Origin of the sequence: Nocardioides panacisoli, from assembly GCF_039537325.1 — a bacterium.
In the GTDB taxonomy this organism is placed as follows: Bacteria; Actinomycetota; Actinomycetes; order Propionibacteriales; family Nocardioidaceae; genus Nocardioides; species Nocardioides panacisoli.
Window position 1 is genome coordinate 107,065 of record NZ_BAABAH010000005.1, and the last position, 16,762, is coordinate 123,826.

Annotated in this window: 12 protein-coding genes; 9 read left to right on the plus strand and 3 right to left on the minus strand. The window is 73.6% G+C overall.

Annotated features, from left to right (window positions below):
• Position 1: 1 nt before the first annotated feature.
• Complete coding sequence (locus ABD709_RS09500; RefSeq protein WP_344774672.1) at positions 2-1,522, plus strand: MFS transporter; 1,521 nt, start codon at positions 2-4, stop codon at positions 1,520-1,522.
• Positions 1,523-1,528: 6 nt separating this feature from the next.
• Here ABD709_RS09500 and ABD709_RS09505 read toward each other — a convergent pair whose 3' ends face one another.
• The gene (locus ABD709_RS09505) at positions 1,529-2,023 is read right to left on the minus strand and encodes a nitroreductase family deazaflavin-dependent oxidoreductase (RefSeq protein WP_344774674.1); all 495 of its coding nucleotides are present in this window, start codon (positions 2,021-2,023) and stop codon (positions 1,529-1,531) included.
• A 38-nt stretch (positions 2,024-2,061) separates the two neighbouring features.
• Here ABD709_RS09505 and ABD709_RS09510 point away from each other — a divergent pair, with 38 nt between their 5' ends.
• The 3 genes from ABD709_RS09510 to ABD709_RS09520 all read left to right on the plus strand — a co-directional run bounded on the left by ABD709_RS09510 (position 2,062) and on the right by ABD709_RS09520 (position 5,927).
• Complete coding sequence (locus tag ABD709_RS09510) at positions 2,062-3,183, plus strand: phosphotransferase family protein (protein ID WP_344774676.1); 1,122 nt, start codon at positions 2,062-2,064, stop codon at positions 3,181-3,183.
• Positions 3,180-4,358, plus strand: coding sequence for an Rv3169 family protein (locus ABD709_RS09515; protein ID WP_344774678.1), 1,179 nt, complete (start codon positions 3,180-3,182; stop codon positions 4,356-4,358). The genes ABD709_RS09510 and ABD709_RS09515 overlap by 4 nt, the downstream gene beginning before the upstream one ends.
• Before the next feature lie 114 nt (positions 4,359-4,472).
• On the plus strand, positions 4,473-5,927 hold the full coding sequence (locus ABD709_RS09520) for an aldehyde dehydrogenase (RefSeq protein WP_344774680.1): 1,455 nt from the start codon (positions 4,473-4,475) through the stop codon (positions 5,925-5,927).
• 4 nt (positions 5,928-5,931) lie between these two features.
• On the opposite strand, the gene ABD709_RS09525 is transcribed toward ABD709_RS09520, so the two are convergent.
• Positions 5,932-7,743 carry a hypothetical protein gene (locus tag ABD709_RS09525; protein WP_344774682.1) on the minus strand — a complete coding sequence of 604 codons (1,812 nt, stop codon included), beginning with the start codon at positions 7,741-7,743 and terminating at the stop codon, positions 5,932-5,934.
• A gap of 114 nt (positions 7,744-7,857) precedes the next feature.
• On the opposite strand from ABD709_RS09525, the gene ABD709_RS09530 reads away from it, so the two are divergent.
• Complete coding sequence (locus ABD709_RS09530) at positions 7,858-8,868, plus strand: phosphotransferase family protein (RefSeq protein ID WP_344774684.1); 1,011 nt, start codon at positions 7,858-7,860, stop codon at positions 8,866-8,868.
• Positions 8,817-9,626 carry a class I SAM-dependent methyltransferase gene (locus ABD709_RS09535; protein ID WP_344774686.1) on the plus strand — a complete coding sequence of 270 codons (810 nt, stop codon included), beginning with the start codon at positions 8,817-8,819 and terminating at the stop codon, positions 9,624-9,626. The genes ABD709_RS09530 and ABD709_RS09535 overlap by 52 nt, the downstream gene beginning before the upstream one ends.
• Here the strand turns inward: ABD709_RS09535 and ABD709_RS09540 are convergent.
• Positions 9,613-12,732, minus strand: a complete 3,120-nt coding sequence (locus ABD709_RS09540) for an ATP-binding protein (RefSeq protein WP_344774688.1) — start codon at positions 12,730-12,732, stop codon at positions 9,613-9,615. The genes ABD709_RS09535 and ABD709_RS09540 overlap by 14 nt on opposite strands.
• Before the next feature lie 126 nt (positions 12,733-12,858).
• On the opposite strand from ABD709_RS09540, the gene ABD709_RS09545 reads away from it, so the two are divergent.
• The 3 genes from ABD709_RS09545 (at position 12,859) to ABD709_RS09555 (ending at position 16,697) form a co-directional block, all read left to right on the plus strand.
• Positions 12,859-13,227, plus strand: a complete 369-nt coding sequence (locus ABD709_RS09545; RefSeq protein ID WP_344774690.1) for a cupin domain-containing protein — start codon at positions 12,859-12,861, stop codon at positions 13,225-13,227.
• Positions 13,228-13,347: 120 nt separating this feature from the next.
• Positions 13,348-14,982, plus strand: a complete 1,635-nt coding sequence (locus ABD709_RS09550) for a succinic semialdehyde dehydrogenase (protein WP_344774692.1) — start codon at positions 13,348-13,350, stop codon at positions 14,980-14,982.
• A complete protein-coding gene (locus tag ABD709_RS09555) occupies positions 14,982-16,697 on the plus strand; it encodes a GMC oxidoreductase (RefSeq protein WP_344774694.1) in 1,716 nt (571 codons plus the stop codon). Before ABD709_RS09550 ends, ABD709_RS09555 begins: the two co-directional genes overlap by 1 nt.
• The last annotated feature ends 65 nt before the right edge of the window (positions 16,698-16,762 follow it).

A 16,762-nucleotide genomic window follows, 5' to 3' on the forward strand; every position in this document is an offset into this window, starting at 1 on the left:
CGTGACCGAGACCGAGGACACCGCCGTCCTGCGGATGGGCACGACCCGCGGCCGCTGGGTGCTCCTGGTGACCGTCCTCGGGTCTGGTCTGGCGTTCCTCGACGCGACGGTCGTCAACGTCGCGCTGGAGCGGATCGGCGACGACCTGGACGCGGAGTTCTCCGGGCTGCAGTGGACGGTCAACGCCTACACGCTGACGCTCGCGGCGCTGATCCTGCTCGGCGGCTCGTTGGGTGACCGCTTCGGCCGGCGTCGGGTGTTCGTGACGGGCGTCGTCTGGTTCGCGGTCGCCTCGCTGCTGTGCGGCCTCGCGCCGAGCATCGGCGCCCTGATCGGAGCGCGCGCGCTGCAGGGCGTCGGCGGCGCGCTGCTCACCCCCGGCAGCCTGGCGATCATCTCCGCCTCCTTCCACGGCGAGGATCGCGCGGCCGCCATCGGGGCCTGGTCGGGACTCGGCGGCATCGCGGGTGCGATCGGCCCGTTCCTCGGCGGCTGGCTGGTGGAGTGGAACTGGCGGCTCGTCTTCCTGGTCAACGTCCCCGTGGCCGTCGCGATCCTGCTCGCGGCCCGGCACGTGCCGGAGAGCCGGGACGAGGAGGCGACCGGCCGGCTCGATCTCACCGGCACGGTGCTGGCCGCCGGCGGGCTCGCCGCTGTCACCTGGGCGCTGACCGCGGCGGGCGAGGACGGCGCCTCGCCTCCGGTCCTCGTCGCCGGGCTCGTCGGGCTCGCTGCCCTGGTCGGCTTCGTCGTGGTCGAGCGGCGTACGCCGTACCCGCTCGTGCCGCTGGTGCTGTTCCGCAACGCGCAGTTCAGCGCCGCGAACGCGGTGACGCTCCTCGTCTACGCCGCGCTCGGCGTGCAGTTCGTGCTGGTCGTGCTGCAGCTGCAGGTCGTCACCGGCTGGCCGCCGCTGGCGGCGGGCTCGAGCATGCTGCCCGTGACGGTGCTGATGCTGCTGCTCTCCGCGCGGGTCGGCGCGCTGGCGCAACGGATCGGCCCGCGGATCCCGATGACCGTCGGTCCGCTGGTGGCCGCCGCCGGCGCGGTCTGGCTGTCGCGCATCGGTCCCGACGCCTCCTACCCGCTCGACGTGCTCGCACCGGTCGTCGTCTTCGGTCTCGGCCTCACCCTGATCGTGGCACCGCTGACGGCGACGGTCCTGGACTCCGCACCCGACCGCTACGCCGGCGCGGCCTCGGGCGTCAACAACGCCGTAGCGCGGACCGCCGGCCTCCTCGCCGTCGCGGTCGTGCCCGCCGCGGCCGGGATCGGCGGCGCCGACTACACCGACCCGGGTGCCTTCGGCGACGGGTTCGAGCGGGCGATGCTGATCAACGCCGGTCTGCTCGTGGGCGGCGCGGTCCTGGCGTTCCTGTTCGTACGCCGCCCGCTCGCCGCGGGTACCACCCCGGATGGGGAGCCGCGCCCCGAGCGGCTGCACATCGAGAGCTGCCCCCACTGCGGGGTCTGCGCTCCCCAGCTCCACCCCCGCGACCCCGCCACCACCGCCCACCCCTGATCGGGGTCAGCGGGGCTGGAGGACGACGACCGGGATCTCGCGGTCGGTCCAGGCGTCGTACTTGGCGAAGTCGGCGTAGAGGTCGACCAGCCGGGGCCAGAGGGTCGCCCGCTCCTCGGGCGTGGCGACCCGGGCGTGCACGCGGCGGTTGCGCTCACCGCGGACGTGGACCACCGTGTCGGGGTTCGCGACCAGGTTGTGGAACCACTGCGGGTTCTTCGGCAGCCCGCCCTGGGAGGCGACGATCACCAGGTCCTCGCCGTCGGCGAGGTAGAGCAGGGGAGTGGTGAACGTACGGCCCGACCTCCGGCCGACGTGCTCGAGCAGCAGGGTGGGGACCGGCTTGCGGAAGCCGGCGCCGACCCGCCACTTGCTGCCGATCCGGCCGTTGGTCGCCTTGAACGCGGCGACCTGGGCGCGGGCGCCGTACTTGATGATCTTGGCCGTGACAGGGGAGTCGAGGCCCGGCGGGCGCTCCTCGGTCAGCTTGAATCTGCTCACGATTGACAAACTAGAACACGTTCCACCACGCTGGCCAGATGACGCAGGCACCGCCGCCGGCAGACTTCAGCATGCAGAGATCGAGTCGTGACCAGGGCGCGGTCCACGACCGGCTCGAGGAGTGGCTCGCCACCGTGCTGCCGGCAGGCGCGGAGCCCGAGGTCACGCTGCACGCCGGTGTCGACAGCAACGGGATGTCCAGCGAGACCGTCATCCTCGACGTGACGTGGACCGAGGACGGCGAGCGCCGGACCGGGGAGTACGTCGCCCGCGTCGCGCCCGCCCCGGACGACGTACCGGTCTTCCAGCGCTACGACCTGGCCGGCCAGTACGAGGTGATCCGGCTCGTCGGAGAGCTCTCCGACGTCCCGGTGCCCGGCGTCCGCTGGCTGGAGCAGACCGGCGACGTGCTCGGCACGCCGTTCTTCCTCATGGACCGGATCGAGGGCATCGTCCCGCCGGACGTGATGCCCTACCCGTTCGGCGACAACTGGCTCTTCGACGCCGACCCCGCCGACCAGCGCCGCCTCCAGGACAGCACGGTGAGCGTGCTGGCCCGGCTGCACGCCCTGCCGGCCGGCACGTTCGACTTCCTCGCCCCGGCCGAGGCGGGAGACACCTTGCTCGAGCGGAACCTCGCGCACCTGCGCGGCTGGTACGAGTGGGCCACCGCCGACCTGGGCCGCTCGCCGATGGTCGAGCGGGCGCTGGCCTGGCTCGACGCGAACCTCCCCGACGCCCCGGAGTCCGTGCTGTGCTGGGGCGACGCGCGCATCGGAAACGTCCTCTACCAGGACTTCGAGCCGGCAGCCGTCCTCGACTGGGAGATGGCCTCGCTCGGCCCCCGGGAGATGGACGTCTCCTGGCTGGTCTTCGCGCACCAGGTCTTCCAGTCGATCGCCGCGGTCTTCGAGCTGCCCGGGATGCCCGACTTCCTGCGCGAGGAGGACGTGCGGTCGACGTACGAGGAGCTGACCGGCGCGGCCCTCGGCGACCTCACCTGGTTCCACCTCTACAACGGCGTGATCTGGTGCGTGGTCTTCATGCGCACCGGCGCCCGCCAGGTCCGGTTCGGCGAGATCGAGCGCCCCGACGACGTCGAGACGCTGTTCCACTGCAAGCCGCTGATCGTCCGCCTGCTCGACGAGGTCGGAGCATGACCGGGCCTGCCGGCACCGGGGGCCTGCACGGCGAGTACGTCGGCCTCGGCCCGCTCGACGAGTACCCCATCCACCAGCTGCCCCGCCCCGTCGCCTGGGCGGGCAGCAGCGACCGGCACTTCTACGACCGGAGCTACTTCAACTGCCATGACCGCACCGGCGACATCTTCCTGATCTCGGGCATCGGCTTCTACCCGAACCTCGGCACCAAGGACGCCTTCGTCCTCGTGCGCCGCGGCGACACCCAGACCGCCGTCCACCTCTCCGACGCTGCCGACCCGCGCGGCGGCGACCGGATGGAGCAACGGGTCGTGAACTACCGCGTCGAGGTGCAGGAGCCGCTGCAGCAGCTGCGGGTGGTGCTGGAGGAGACCGAGGGCGTCGCCCTCGACCTGACCTGGCGCGGACTGCACCCGGTGATCCAGGAGCTGCCGCACGTGATGCGGCAGGGCAGCGGGACGACGCTCGACGCCCAGCGGTTCGCGCAGGTCGGCAGCTGGGAGGGCCGGATCTCGATCGACGGCGAGGAGATCGCGGTGTCCCCGGACCGCTGGATCGGGTCCCGCGACCGGTCGTGGGGGATCCGGCCGCAGGGCGAGGCGATCCCCGCCGGCAAGCCGGCCGACCCGCCGTTCGAGGGCATGTGGTGGCTCTACGTGCCGATCGCGTTCGACGACTTCGCCATCTGCCTGATCATGCAGGAGACGCCGGACGGCTACCGGACCGTGAACGACTGCACGCGGGTCTGGCCGGACGGCCGGGTCGAGCAGCTCGGCTGGCCGCGCGTCGAGATCCGCTACGGCTCCGGCACCCGGGTCCCCACCGGTGCGACCATCCGCTGCACGACGCCGGAGGGCAAGGACGTCACCTTCGAGGTGAGCTCGCTGCTCGGCGTACCGATCCACGTCGGCGGCGGCTACGGCGGCGACTCCGACTGGGCGCACGGCACGTGGAAGGGTCCCGCCTTCACCGAGCGGCTCACCTACGACCTCAACGACCCGGCCGTCGCCGGGCGGGTGATGTTCGGCGTCATCGACCACGTCGGTCGGGCCACGGTGCACGGCCCCGGCGCCGGGACGCCCGACGGCTCCGAGGGCTGGGGCCTCTTCGAGCACGGCGCCCTCGGGCGGCACGATCCCAGCGGATTCGCCGATTGGTTCGACCTTGCGAAATAGCGTGGCGGGCGCGGGTCGGCCGAGCAGCGCAGCGGAGTCGAGCGAAGCGAGCGGAGCTGCGAGGCCGACCCGCGCCCGCAGGGCGCCGCTTGAACCTCAACCACAGGAGATGAGATGACCCTCGACCGCGACGCCCTGTTCATCGACGGCGCCTGGGCGAAGCCCGCATCGGACCAGCTGCTGGAGGTGGTCTCACCGCACTCCGAGCAGGTGGTCGCCCGCGTGCCGGAGGGCACGACGGCCGACATCGATGCTGCGGTCGCCGCGGCGCGTCGGGCCTTCGACGAGGGTCCGTGGCCCCGGATGACGCCGGCGGAGCGGATCGACGTCGTCCAGGCGTTCTCCGGGCTGTACGCCGCCAAGCTCGGCGAGATGGCGGAGGTCATCTCCACGGAGATGGGCTCGCCGATCTCGTTCAGCAGCCTCGCGCAGGCGCCGGCGCCCTGGATGCAGATCGAGGCGTTCCTCGCCATCGCCCGCGAGTTCCCGTGGGAGGCGAAGCGGCCCGGCGCGCTCGGCGCCGACGTGCTGGTCCGCCACGAGCCGGTCGGCGTGGTCGCGGCGATCCCGCCGTGGAACGTTCCCCAGTTCACGATCATGTCCAAGCTGGTGCCGGCGCTGCTGGCGGGGTGCACGGTGGTGGTCAAGCCGGCGCCCGAGACGCCGCTCGACGGCTACCTGCTCGCCGAGATCCTGCAGGAGGCGGGTGTGCCCGCGGGCGTCGTGAACATCGTCGCCGCCGGACGCGAGGCCGGCGAGCACCTGGTCCGGCACCCCGGCGTCGACAAGGTCGCCTTCACCGGCTCGACCGCGGCCGGCCGCAAGATCGGCGCGATCTGCGGCGAGCAGCTCAAGCGGTGCTCCCTCGAGCTCGGCGGCAAGTCCGCCGCGATCGTGCTCGACGACGCCGACCTCACCACCGTGCTCGAGGGACTCAAGTTCGTCGGCGTCATGAACTCCGGCCAGGCCTGCGTCGCGCAGACCCGGATCCTGGTCAGCCGCGACCGCCACGACGAGGTCGCCGGGGCGCTCGCCGAGGCGATCGGAGGCATGAAGGTCGGCGACCCGCTGGACCCCGCCACCGAGATCGGCCCGATGGTCGCCCAGCGCCAGCAGGAGCGGGTGGAGAAGTACATCGCGCTCGGGCAGGAGGAGGGCGCCAAGGTCCTGACCGGCGGCACCGGCCGGCCCGACGGCCTGGACACCGGCTGGTACGTCCGGCCGACGGTCTTCGCCGGCGTCGACAACCGGATGCGGATCGCGCAGGAGGAGATCTTCGGGCCGGTCCTCTCGGTGATCGCGTACGACGACGTCGACGACGCGGTCCGGATCGCCAACGACTCCGACTACGGCCTCGCCGGCACGGTGTGGACCGCGGACGAGGAGACCGGTCTCGACGTGGCCCGCCGGGTGCGCACCGGTACCTACGGTGTGAACACCTACACGATGGACTTCGCCGCGCCGTTCGGCGGCTACAAGGCGTCGGGGGTCGGGCGCGAGTTCGGCCCGGAGGGCCTGGCGCAGTACACCGAGCTCAAGTCGGTGTACCTCAGCGCGCCGTCGATGTAGCGGCTCAGCAACCGCGGGCCGGCTCGGGGCGGAAGGTCAGCAGCGTGATCGAGCGCGCGGGGAAGCGGTGCCGCAGCCGCCCCGAGCGCCAGGTGCGGTGCGTCGTCGGCCGGACCGACCGGGGCAGCGCACCGGGGCTCGCCGCCCGGGTCGGCCGCCCGGGGTCGGCGTCGAGGGTCCGGAACGTCCCGCACGAGGTGCCCCCGCGGCCGGACGCCTGCAGGTCGGTGGTCACTGCGCCCTGCCACCGCGTGTTCACCACGAGTACGGCGCCCCGCGCGCCCGAGCGGGCAGCGGCGACCGTGAGCCCCGCCGACGGGTCGGTGACCGCGACCGGGTCGAGCCCGACGAACGCGTGCACCATGTCGGCGAGGTAGCCGGTGCCGGACAGGGCGAACCGGTCGCCGTACCGCTCGTGCAGGACGTCGAAGTTCGACAGGTTCGAGACCCGGACGCCGTTGCGGAGCTGGCCGGCGTACTCGACCGCCTGGACCAGGTCCATCAGGAAGTCCTCGGCCCGGCTGTGCCCGTCGGCCGTGAAGCCGCCGAACTCGGTGACGGCGAGGAAGCGGTCGGGTGCGGAGGCCTCCATCGCGGTGCGCAGGGACCCGAGCGCGTCGTTGGTGCGGGCGGCAGCGGTGACGTACTGCCGGTAGACCTTCCGGGTGCTCGAGGAGCCGGCGACCGCGGCGTACTGGTGGACCGCGATGCAGTCGTAGGGCAGTCCGAGCGCGGCCATCCGGGCCACGAACGTCGTCGTCGCCCAGGAGGAGCAGACCTGGACGTCGACGCCGGGCATCGCCTTGAGGGCGTCGTACATCTCGGCGAACCCGGGCATCGGGCCGGCGCTGTAGCGGATCCGGAGCGCGCCCCGCGGCTCGGCGCCGTGCCTGCCGTCGCCGAACTCGATGCGGCGCAGGCTCGGGTCGACCGTGAACGCCCGCGCGCGCGGACCGGCGTCGCCGAGGGCGGCGACGTAGTGCCACTTCGTCCCGCCCACCCACACCACCGGCGGGGTGCCCAGCGAGATCGGCAGGTAGCGCGGGCGGTAGGTCTGGCCGGCCCGACCGTTCGCCGTGGCCGGGTGGAGCAGGTCGCAGCCACCGACGGGGTAGAGCCCGTCGTCGCCGGCGCTGCCGGTCTGCTCCCGGGTCCCGCCGAGGATGTAGTCGTCGAGGCGCCGGCTGAGGTCCGGGGTCCGCCAGTAGCGCTGGTCGGCGGCGTACGGCTCGTTGCCGAGCTCGACGACGACCGAGCTCTGACCGGTGTCCCTGGCCACCGCCCGGACGAACGCCTGCGCGTCGGCCGGCGTCGTGTTGACCATCGGCACCATCACGTTGGTCGCGCTGTGCGCCGCCCGCGCGAAGTCGGCCTGGCGCGGGATCGTGTAGCCCGAGCGTGCGGCGGGGATCGCCGCGAACTGCGGTGCGGCGAAGCCGCCGCTCGTCTGGCAGCCGGGCCTGCTCGTCGCGTGGCGGTAGTCGAACAGGTTGGCCACGGTCCCGCCGGCGTAGCGGATGGTGCCCAGCCCGATCCGGTGCATCAGCCGCGCCAGGTCCGTGCGGATCCGGCCCGTGGCCGGGTCGTACGCGCCGTCGGCGTCGCCCAGCCACCGCAGGTTGCCGCCGACGATCCCGCGCCCGACCCGGCCCACGTCGAGGGACTGCTGGCTGATCGTCAGCACCGGGGTGCCCCGCGGCGGGTGAGCGCGCTCGTGGCTCGCGGCCGGGGAGGCGAGCGTGGTGCCGAGCACGAGCAGTCCGACCGCGGCGAGGAGCAGGGAGCGCACAGGCTCGACCGACCCCCCCGTGCGCACGGCCGGAACCTAGTCGAAGACCGGCCGGCGCAGGGGCGGTTCGCTGCAATCGTGCTGCAATCCCGACCCGGGACTCTCGGGGCCTGCCACGATGGAGCAGTCCGAGGAGCCGCCATGTCCACGCCCGCCGCGCCACCTGTCCTGGAGTCGGTCGATGACCTCCTCGTCGACGTCGAGGAACGGGTGCCGCTGACCACGCCGGGCGTGTCCGGCGCCGCGCTCGAACGGGTGCGGATCGGTGCCGAGTGGCTGGTCCTCAAGCACCTCGACCACGCCGGGGACTGGACCCTGCGTGCGTTGGGTGCGCCGGTCGTCCCGCCCGTGGAGCTGTGGCGGCGCGGGGTCCTGGCCGCCCTCCCGGACTGCTTCGACCAGCCGATCCTGGCCGTGGCCCAGGACCCGGACCGGCCGACCACCGGCGCGCTTCTGATGCGCGACGTCGGCGCCGCCCTGGTCCCCGGCGGCGACGACCCGGTGCCGGCAGAGCTGCACGAGCGGTTCGTCGACCACATGGCCGCGCTCCACGCCGCGTTCTGGGACAGCGACCTCGACGTCGACGTCGTGCCGCCCGGCACCCGCTACCTCTTCCTCTCCCCCGGAACGGCCGCGGCCGAGGCGGCGCTCGGGTCGGGCGCCCGGGTGCCGCAGCTGATCGGCGAGGGCTGGCCGCTGCTGGAGCGCGTCGCGCCGCGGCTGGCTCAGGTGGTGCTGCCCCTGGCGCACGACCCGGCACGTCTCGTCGCCGCTCTCGCTGCCACGCCGTCGACCTTCGTCCACGGCGACCTCAAGCTCGACAACCTCGGCAGCGACGCTCGCGGCCGGACGATCCTGCTGGACTGGGAGGTCCCCGGACGCGGCGCGCCACTGTCGGACCTCGCGTGGTACCTGGCGATCAACTGCCGCCGGATCCCGACCACGAAGGAGCAGACAATCGACTCCTACCGGACGGCTCTCGAGCGCCGCGGGGTCGACACGGAACCGTGGTGGGAGACCCAGCTCGGCCTGTGCCTGGTCGGTGCGATGGTCAACTTCGGCTGGGAGAAGGCGCTCGGCGGGTACGACGACGAGCTCGCGTGGTGGGACCGACAGGTCGCGCGGGCGGCGTACCTCCTGGAGCCGGCGTGACGCCGGCGGAGGGTGCCGGCGAGGCGTACGACGCCGCGTCCACCGGCTGGCGGGCCGGCCCGGAGCGGATGTACGCGCGGATGGCCGAGGTGATGGCCGCGCACGCGCCGGTGGCCCTCGCCGGTGCCCGCGTGCTCGACGCCGGGGCCGGCACCGGCGTGGCGGGCGAGGCGCTGCGCCGGCGCGGCGCCCGCTGCGTCGTCGCCCTCGACCTCGCGCCGACGATGCTGCCGCGGCCGCCGGCCCTGGCCGCGGTGGGCGACCTGACGCGGCTGCCGTTCGCGGCCGCCTCCTTCGACCTCGCGGCCGCCGCGTTCTCGCTCAACCACTTCACCGACCCCGTGCCGCCGATGACCGAGCTCCGCCGGGTCGCGGGGGCGCTCCTCGCCACGGCGTATGCGCCGGAGTGGGCGCACCCGGCGAAGGAAGCGGTCGACGACGTGCTGGCGCGTCACGGTCACCGGCCGCCGGAGTGGTACGCCGTTGTCCGAGCGGACGCCAATCCCGGGGGCGAGGACCTGGCCACCTTCGCCCGGGCAGCGGGCTACGGGGAGGCGCGGGCGGAGGTCGTCGAGGTCTCCACCGGCATGAACACGCCGGCGGACCTCGTCGACTGGCGGTTCGGCATGGCGCACGTCGCGCCGTGGGTCGGCGCGCTGCCGACGGGGGAGCGGGTGGCGCTGCGCCGGGCTGCCGAGACGGCGGTGACCGGGATGCCACCCCTGGTCGTGGCGATGGTGGTCCTCACCGCGCGGTGAGGGTGCGCCAGCCGTCGAGCCGGCGGGCGACGTGACGCCGGAGCTGCCCGCCGCGCGCTCCGCTCCGCGCGGCCAGGGTGCCGGCGAGCACCTCGGCGTGGTCGAGCAGGCGCACGTCCCCGAGGTCGGCCCCGGTCCGGCCTGCCCACCACCAGGCCTCGATCCCGACCGCGCGCTCGACCGCGTCCAGGTCGGCACGGACCCCGGCGCGGTCGGCCCGCTCGCCCAGCGCCGCCCGCGCCCGGTGGGCGACCAGGCGGGCGCAGGCGTCGTACCTCGGGACGCCGCGGGCCCGGGCCGAGGACGCGAGGGAGTCCGCGATCCGCAGCGCCCCCTCCGGGTCCTCCAGCCGGAGCCGCACCTCCGCGTCGACCAGGTCCAGCCGCATCGCGAGCCGCCAGCCGAAGACCAGGTCGCCGACCAGTGCGGTCCGGGCGCGGTCGAGCAGGCCTGCGGCGGCCTCAGGGTCGTCGGCCCGCACCCGCTCCTCGGCGAGGTCCTCCAGCGCCGCGACGGCCATCTCCGGGATCCCGTCGCCGTGGGCGGCCTCGAGCGCCTCGTGGTGCGCCTCGATGCCGGCGCCGGCCTGCCCGAGGTTGCGGAGCACCCAGCCGGTGAAGTTCACCCCGCGGCCGGCGAACCGCGGCACGTCCCGCCGGGTCACCTCGTCGGTGTAGTGGCCGAAGCAGGCCAGGGCCTCCGCGGGTCGGCCGGCGGAGGCGAGGGCGTGACCGGTGAAGAGCAGGGCGTGCAGCGTCGCCGAGGTGTGCTCGACGCTCACGCCGGGTCGGGTCGCCGCGCGCAGCAGCTCGAGGGCCTCGTCGACGTGCCCGCGGTGGGCCCGCAGCACGCCCAGCCAGGTGGCCGCCTCGAGCCGGGCCTCACCGGAGCCGATGCGTACGGCTTCCTCGAGAGCGGCTGCCGCCCGGTCCAGGTCGCCTCGGGCGTGGAGGACGCGGCCCGCCGCCACCAGGCACCCCGTCCGGGTGGTCGGCTCGCCGGCCGCGAGCGCACCGTCGTCCGCGTAGGCGATCGCGTCGTCGAAGCGGCGGTCGAAGTACGCCGCCCACGCCGCGGTCTCCCAGCGCTCGGCGCCGGCGCCGGTTGCCTCCAGGGCGTCCGCCTCGGCCTCGGCGTACCGGCCGCGCCGGATCCGCACCCGCGCCCGAGCGACCCGCGTCTCGTCGTCGGGGGCCAGCCGGAGCGCCTCGTCGAGGAGTGCCTCCGCCGTTGCGTGGTCGAACCGCTCGGCGGCGCGGACGGCCGCGCGCTCGAGGGCCGCCGCGGCGAGCGGCAGGTCGCCACCGAGGCGGGCGTGCTCGGCGACGGCCGCGGGATCCGCGCTCGTCCGCATCGCGAGGGTGCGGCCGGCCTCGCGGTGGAGCAGCTGTGCCCGGCCGGGCGAGGTGCCCGTGACCAGGGCCTCGCGGACGAGGTCGTGCCGGAACCGGTGCCGGCCGGCCTCGTCGACGAGCAGGCCGCTCCGCACGGCGTGCTCGACGTCGGAGAGCGCATCGAGCGCGCTCCGACCGAGCACGCCCGCCAGGAGCTCGACGTCGAGATCGCCGCCGAGGACCGCCGCCGTCCGCACCAGGTCGCCCGCGGGGCCGAGCTGGTCGCAGCGGGTCGTGATGGCTGCCACCAAGGAGGCCGGCAGGTCGCCGCTCGGAACCGCCGCGAGCTCGGTCAGGAACAGCGGGTGCCCGCCGGACCGGCGGAACAGGTCGTCGGCGCGGTCGACACCGACGACCTCGGCGACCTGGTCGCGGTCGAGCGGCCCGATGCCGACGTGGTCGGTGGTGGGGAAGGCAGGACCCTCCGTGGGCCGGGCACCCAGCACGACCAGCAGGGGGAGCTGCCGACGGAGGAGGTACCGAAGCCAGTCGGCCAGTGCCTCGCCGGCGAGGTGCGCGTCGTCGACGACCAGGACGACGCAGCGGTCGGCGGCGATCCGGGCGAGCACGGCGGTGAGCGCGGCGTAGAGGACGGCCGGCCCCAGCGTGGGGTCGGTGGGCCGCGGGGACGCCGGACCGGTGACGGGACCGAGCAGCGGACCGAGCAGCGCGGCCTCCGGCCCGAGGAGGGCTGCCGCCTCGGAGGAGCCGCGGACGTGGTCACCGAGCGCCGACAGGACGACGTCGAGAGGTGCGGCGCGGTCGAGCGGGCCGCACCTGCCGTGGAGGACCAGGTCGCCGTGCCTGCGCCGCTCCGCCGTCCAGGCCGAGAGCAGCGTGGTCTTCCCGATGCCCGCCTCGCCGCTGACGCGGACGGCCCTCGGCACGTGGTCGGCGGCCACCCGGTGGACGAGGGCGTCGAGGTGCGCCAGCTGACTGCCGCGGCCGACGAGCGCGGCCGCGACCTGCGTCGGTGCCGCTGCGGGCAGCTCTCCCCGCAACAAGGCAGTGTGCAGCGCCTCGGTCTCGCTCGCGGGGTCGGTGCCGAGCCCTTCGGACAGCCGGGCGCGCAGGTCGGCGTACGCCGCCAGCGCGAGGGCGGGTCTTCCGCCGGCGGCCTGGGCCCGCATCGCCGTGCGGACCGCCTCCTCGTCGAAGGGGTCGGCGACGGCATCGGCGGTCGCCAGCTCGAGCGCCTCGAGCCAGCTGCCGGCCGCGAGCAGCGTGGTGGCGGCGATCCGGCGCGCTCGGCGTACGAGGCGGTTCACCGCCGCCAGCTCTGCGGTCACCCACTCGGCCTCCGAGGGGACGTCGGGACCCGGACCACGGACGAGGGCGAGCCCCAGCCGGGCCGCTCCGACCGCGCCGCTGACCTCGCCGGCGGCGCTGCGCCGCTCGGCCTCGGTGACGACCGCGTCGAGCTCCAGCAGGTCCAGCCAGTCCGCTGCCAGCCGGTAGCCACCGTCGCCGCGGAGCACGCGCTCGCGGCCCAGCAGCCGCCGCAGCCGGCTCGCGAGCACGGCGACCTGGTCGGCCGGGCGGGCCGGGGGGACGTCGCCCCACAGCGCCTCGGCCAGGGCGTCCGTGCGCACGGAGCGCCCGCGGGCCAGCGCCAGCAGCTGGAGCAGGGTCCGGGTCTTCCGGTCCACGACGCTCAGGTCGGCTCCGTCGACGGTGAGCTCCCCGAGCACACGGACGGCGAGTGCGCCCACGACGGCATGCTAGACCGCCGGCGCCCTGGTCGTACGAGGTCGGCCGTTGCAAGCCGGCTGCAAGGTCCCGTGGCGAGGCTTCGGTCGAACGCGGCGAGACGCGCCGCAGCACCCCGGAGGCGAACGATGTCCACCACCACCCAGATCACCGAGCACCAGAGCTTCTCCGCGCCGACCGAGACCCGCTCCTTCGAGAACGGCGTCGCCGAGATCCTCGACATCGGCGGCGCCGAGATCGGCCGGCTCACCCTGCAGCCCGGCTGGCACTGGGCCGAGCACGTCAAGCCGATCGCCGGCACCGACCTCTGCGAGGCGCCGCACTTCCAGTACCACGTCAGCGGCACCCTGCACGTCAAGATGGCCGACGGCAGCGAGTTCGACCTCGGCCCCGGCGACGTCTCGTCGCTGCCCGAGGGCCACGACGCCTGGGTCGTCGGCGACGAGCCGGTCGTCGTCGTCGACTGGTACGGCGCGTCGGCGTACGCGAAGCCCTGACCCGCAGCGCCGAGTCGGCTCAAGCTTGAGCCGACTCGGCGTCGTTCGGTTGACAGATGTGGTCCATCTGTCAAACAGAACCCTCCAATTCGATGTTTCCGGGGAGTAACCTCACGGACCATGAGCGCTTCTGAGTCCGGCCACCCCGAGGGTGTCGGCGGCCGTCACGTCGCCGACGGCCCGCACGACCCGGAGCACGACCCCCGCGCGTCGTACGTCCTCGAGCCCGAGTACGTCGCCGCGCTGACCGACCGGATCGTGTCGACCACGGGCCGCACCGTGCCGGTGAGCTCGCCGCTGGACGAGGCGCCGCTGGCGAACATCCCGCAGTCCAGCGAGGAGGACGTCGCCGAGGCGTTCCGCCGCGCGCGCGTCGCGCAGGCCGCGTGGGCCCGGACGTCGCTGGAGGAGCGGTCGGCCGCGCTGCTGCGCCTGCACGACCTGGTCCTGGACCGGACGCCCGAGATCCTCGACCTGATCACGCTGGAGTCGGGCAAGGCGCGCAAGCACGCCTACGACGAGGCCGCCCACGTCGCGCTCACCGCGCGCTACTACGCCCGCACCGGGCACAAGCACCTCGACACCCAGCGGCGGTCCGGCGTGATCCCGGTGCTGACGCGGGTCGACCACAACCGGATCCCCAAGGGCGTGGTCGGCATCATCTCGCCCTGGAACTACCCGCTGACGATGGCGATCTCCGACGGCCTGCCCGCGCTGATGGCCGGCAACGCGGTCGTCACCAAGCCGGACGCGCAGACCATGCTGACCGCGCTGCTCGGCGCCCAGCTGATCGAGGAGGCCGGGTTCCCGCGTGACCTGTGGGTCGTGGTGGCCGGCCCGGGCCGCGAGCTCGGTACGCCGATCATCGAGCGCTCCGACTACATCTGCTTCACCGGCTCCACGGCGACCGGCAAGATCATCGCCCGGCAGTGCGCCGAGCGGCTGATCGGCTGCTCCCTCGAGCTCGGCGGGAAGAACCCGATCCTGGTGCTGCGCGACGCCGACGTCGAGCTCGCCGCGGAGGGTGCGGTCCGGGCTTCCTTCTCCAACGCCGGCCAGCTGTGCGTGTCCACCGAGCGGATGTTCGTCGCCGACCAGGTCTACGACCGGTTCGTCGAGCGCTTCGTCGCCCGCACCAAGGCGATGACCCTCGGCGCCACGCTGGACTGGGAGGTCGACATGGGCACCCTGATCTCGAAGGACCAGCTGGACACCGCGGTGGCCCACGTCGAGGACGCGGTGGCCAAGGGCGCGACGGTCCTCGCCGGCGGCAGGGCGCGGCCGGACCTGGCGCCGTACTTCTTCGAGCCGACGATCCTCGAGGGCGTCACCCCGGAGATGACCTGCTTCGGCAACGAGACGTTCGGGCCGGTCGTCTCGGTCTACCGGTTCCACGACGAGGCCGACGCCATCGCGCGCGCCAACGAGGGCGAGTACGGCCTCAACGGCTCGATCTACAGCCGCGACGGCGACCGCGCCCGCGCGATCGCCAAGCACATCAAGTGCGGCACCGTGAACATCAACGAGGGCTTCGCGTCCGCGTTCGGCAGCATCGACTCCCCGATGGGCGGCATGCGCGAGTCCGGCATGGGCCGCCGCCAGGGCTCCGAGGGCATCCACCGCTACACCGAGTCGCAGACGGTCGCGACCCAGCGGCTGCTCAAGATCGCGCCGAACTTCGGCATGAAGGCCGAGACCCACGCCAAGCTGATGACGCTCAGCCTGCGCGCCCTGAAGAAGCTGGGCCGCGCGTGATGACCGACTTCGACTACGACGTCATCGTCATCGGGTCGGGCTTCGGCGGCTCGGTCTCGGCGCTGCGGCTGACGGAGAAGGGCTACAAGGTCGCGGTCATCGAGGCGGGCGCGCGGTTCACCGACGAGGACTTCGCGGACACCTCCTTCGACCTCAAGCGGTACCTCTACGCGCCGGCGGCCGGCTGCTACGGCATCCAGCGGATCGACGCGGTCCGCGACTGCCTGATCCTCGCCGGGGCGGGTGTCGGCGGTGGCTCGTTGGTCTACGCCAACACGCTCTACGAGCCGCTCGACCCCTTCTACCAGGACAAGTCGTGGTCGCACATCACCGACTGGAAGGAGGAGCTGGCGCCCTACTACGACCAGGCGAAGCGGATGCTCGGCGTCGTCGAGTACGCCGAGATGACGCCCTCCGACGAGGTGATGAAGAAGGTCGCCGACGACATGGGCGTCGGCGAGACGTTCCACCCGACCCCGGTCGGCGTGTTCTTCGGCGGGCCCGACCAGGAGGCCGGTGCCCGGGTCGAGGACCCCTACTTCGGCGGCGCCGGACCGACCCGCAACACCTGCCTCAACTGCGGCGAGTGCATGACCGGCTGCCGCCACAACGCCAAGAACACCCTGGTCAAGAACTACCTCTACCTCGCCGAGCAGAACGGCGCCGTCGTCCACGCGATGACCACGGTCGACCGGGTCCGGCCGCTCGAGGGCGGTGGCTACCGGGTCGACACCCACTGGTCCAAGGCCAAGCTGTCGCGCCGTACCGCGGTCAAGACGCTGACCGCCGAGCAGGTGATCTTCTCCGCCGCCGCGCTCGGCACCCAGAAGCTCCTCCACAAGCTCAAGGCGACCGGTGACCTGCCGAAGGTCTCCGACCGGCTCGGCCACCTGACCCGCACCAACTCCGAGTCGATCCTCGGCGCGATCGCGCCGAAGGGCGCCGGGACCGACTTCTCCCGCGGCGTCGCCATCACCTCCTCGTGGCACCCGGACGAGGTCACCCACATCGAGCCGGTCCGCTACGGCAAGGGCTCCAACGCGATGTCGCTGATGCAGACGGTGCTGACCGACGGCGGCGGCCCCGAGCCGCGCTGGCGGACCTGGCTGAAGGAGATGTGGCGGGAGAAGGCCAACGTCCTCGACCTCTACGATCTGCGGCACTGGTCGGAGCGGGTCGTCATCGCGCTGGTCATGCAGACCGTCGACAACTCGATCATCACCAGCGCCAAGCGGCTGCCCGGACTGGGCTGGCGGCTGACCTCCCGGCAGGGCCACGGCGAGCCGAACCCGAGCTGGATCCCGGTCGCCAACGAGGCCGTGCGGCGGATGGCCGACGTGCTCGGCGGGAAGCCCGGCGGCACCGTCGGCGAGCCGTTCAACGTCCCGCTGACCGCCCACTTCATCGGCGGCTGCACGATCGGCGACAGCGACCAGACCGGGGTGGTGGACCCCTACCAGCGGCTCTACGGCTACGACGGTCTGCACATCGTCGACGGGTCGGCGATCTCGGCCAACCTCGGCGTGAACCCCTCGTTGACCATCACCGCCCAGGCGGAGCGGGCCATGGCCTACTGGCCCAACAAGGGCGAGATCGACACCCGCCCCGCGCTCGGGTCGGCGTACCAGAGGATCCAGCCGGTGGCCCCCAAGGCGCCCGTCGTCCCCGACGCGGCGCCCGGTGCGCTCAGGCTGCCGATCGTCGGCGTCTCCTGATCGGCAAAATTTTCTTCGAGAACATGTAACAGATCGGCGTAACCCGCCCCGCAGGACGTCGTTGA

Excerpts from the sequence above, each read along its gene's own strand:
- ABD709_RS09515 (WP_344774678.1), top strand. The coding sequence starts at position 3,180 with ATGACCGGGCCTGCCGGCACCGGGGGCCTGCACGGCGAGTACGTCGGC.
- ABD709_RS09520 (WP_344774680.1), top strand. The coding sequence starts at position 4,473 with ATGACCCTCGACCGCGACGCCCTGTTCATCGACGGCGCCTGGGCGAAG.
- ABD709_RS09510 (WP_344774676.1), top strand. The coding sequence starts at position 2,062 with ATGACGCAGGCACCGCCGCCGGCAGACTTCAGCATGCAGAGATCGAGT.
- ABD709_RS09530 (WP_344774684.1), top strand. The coding sequence starts at position 7,858 with ATGTCCACGCCCGCCGCGCCACCTGTCCTGGAGTCGGTCGATGACCTC.
- ABD709_RS09550 (WP_344774692.1), top strand. The coding sequence starts at position 13,348 with ATGAGCGCTTCTGAGTCCGGCCACCCCGAGGGTGTCGGCGGCCGTCAC.
- ABD709_RS09545 (WP_344774690.1), top strand. The coding sequence starts at position 12,859 with ATGTCCACCACCACCCAGATCACCGAGCACCAGAGCTTCTCCGCGCCG.
- ABD709_RS09555 (WP_344774694.1), top strand. The coding sequence starts at position 14,982 with ATGACCGACTTCGACTACGACGTCATCGTCATCGGGTCGGGCTTCGGC.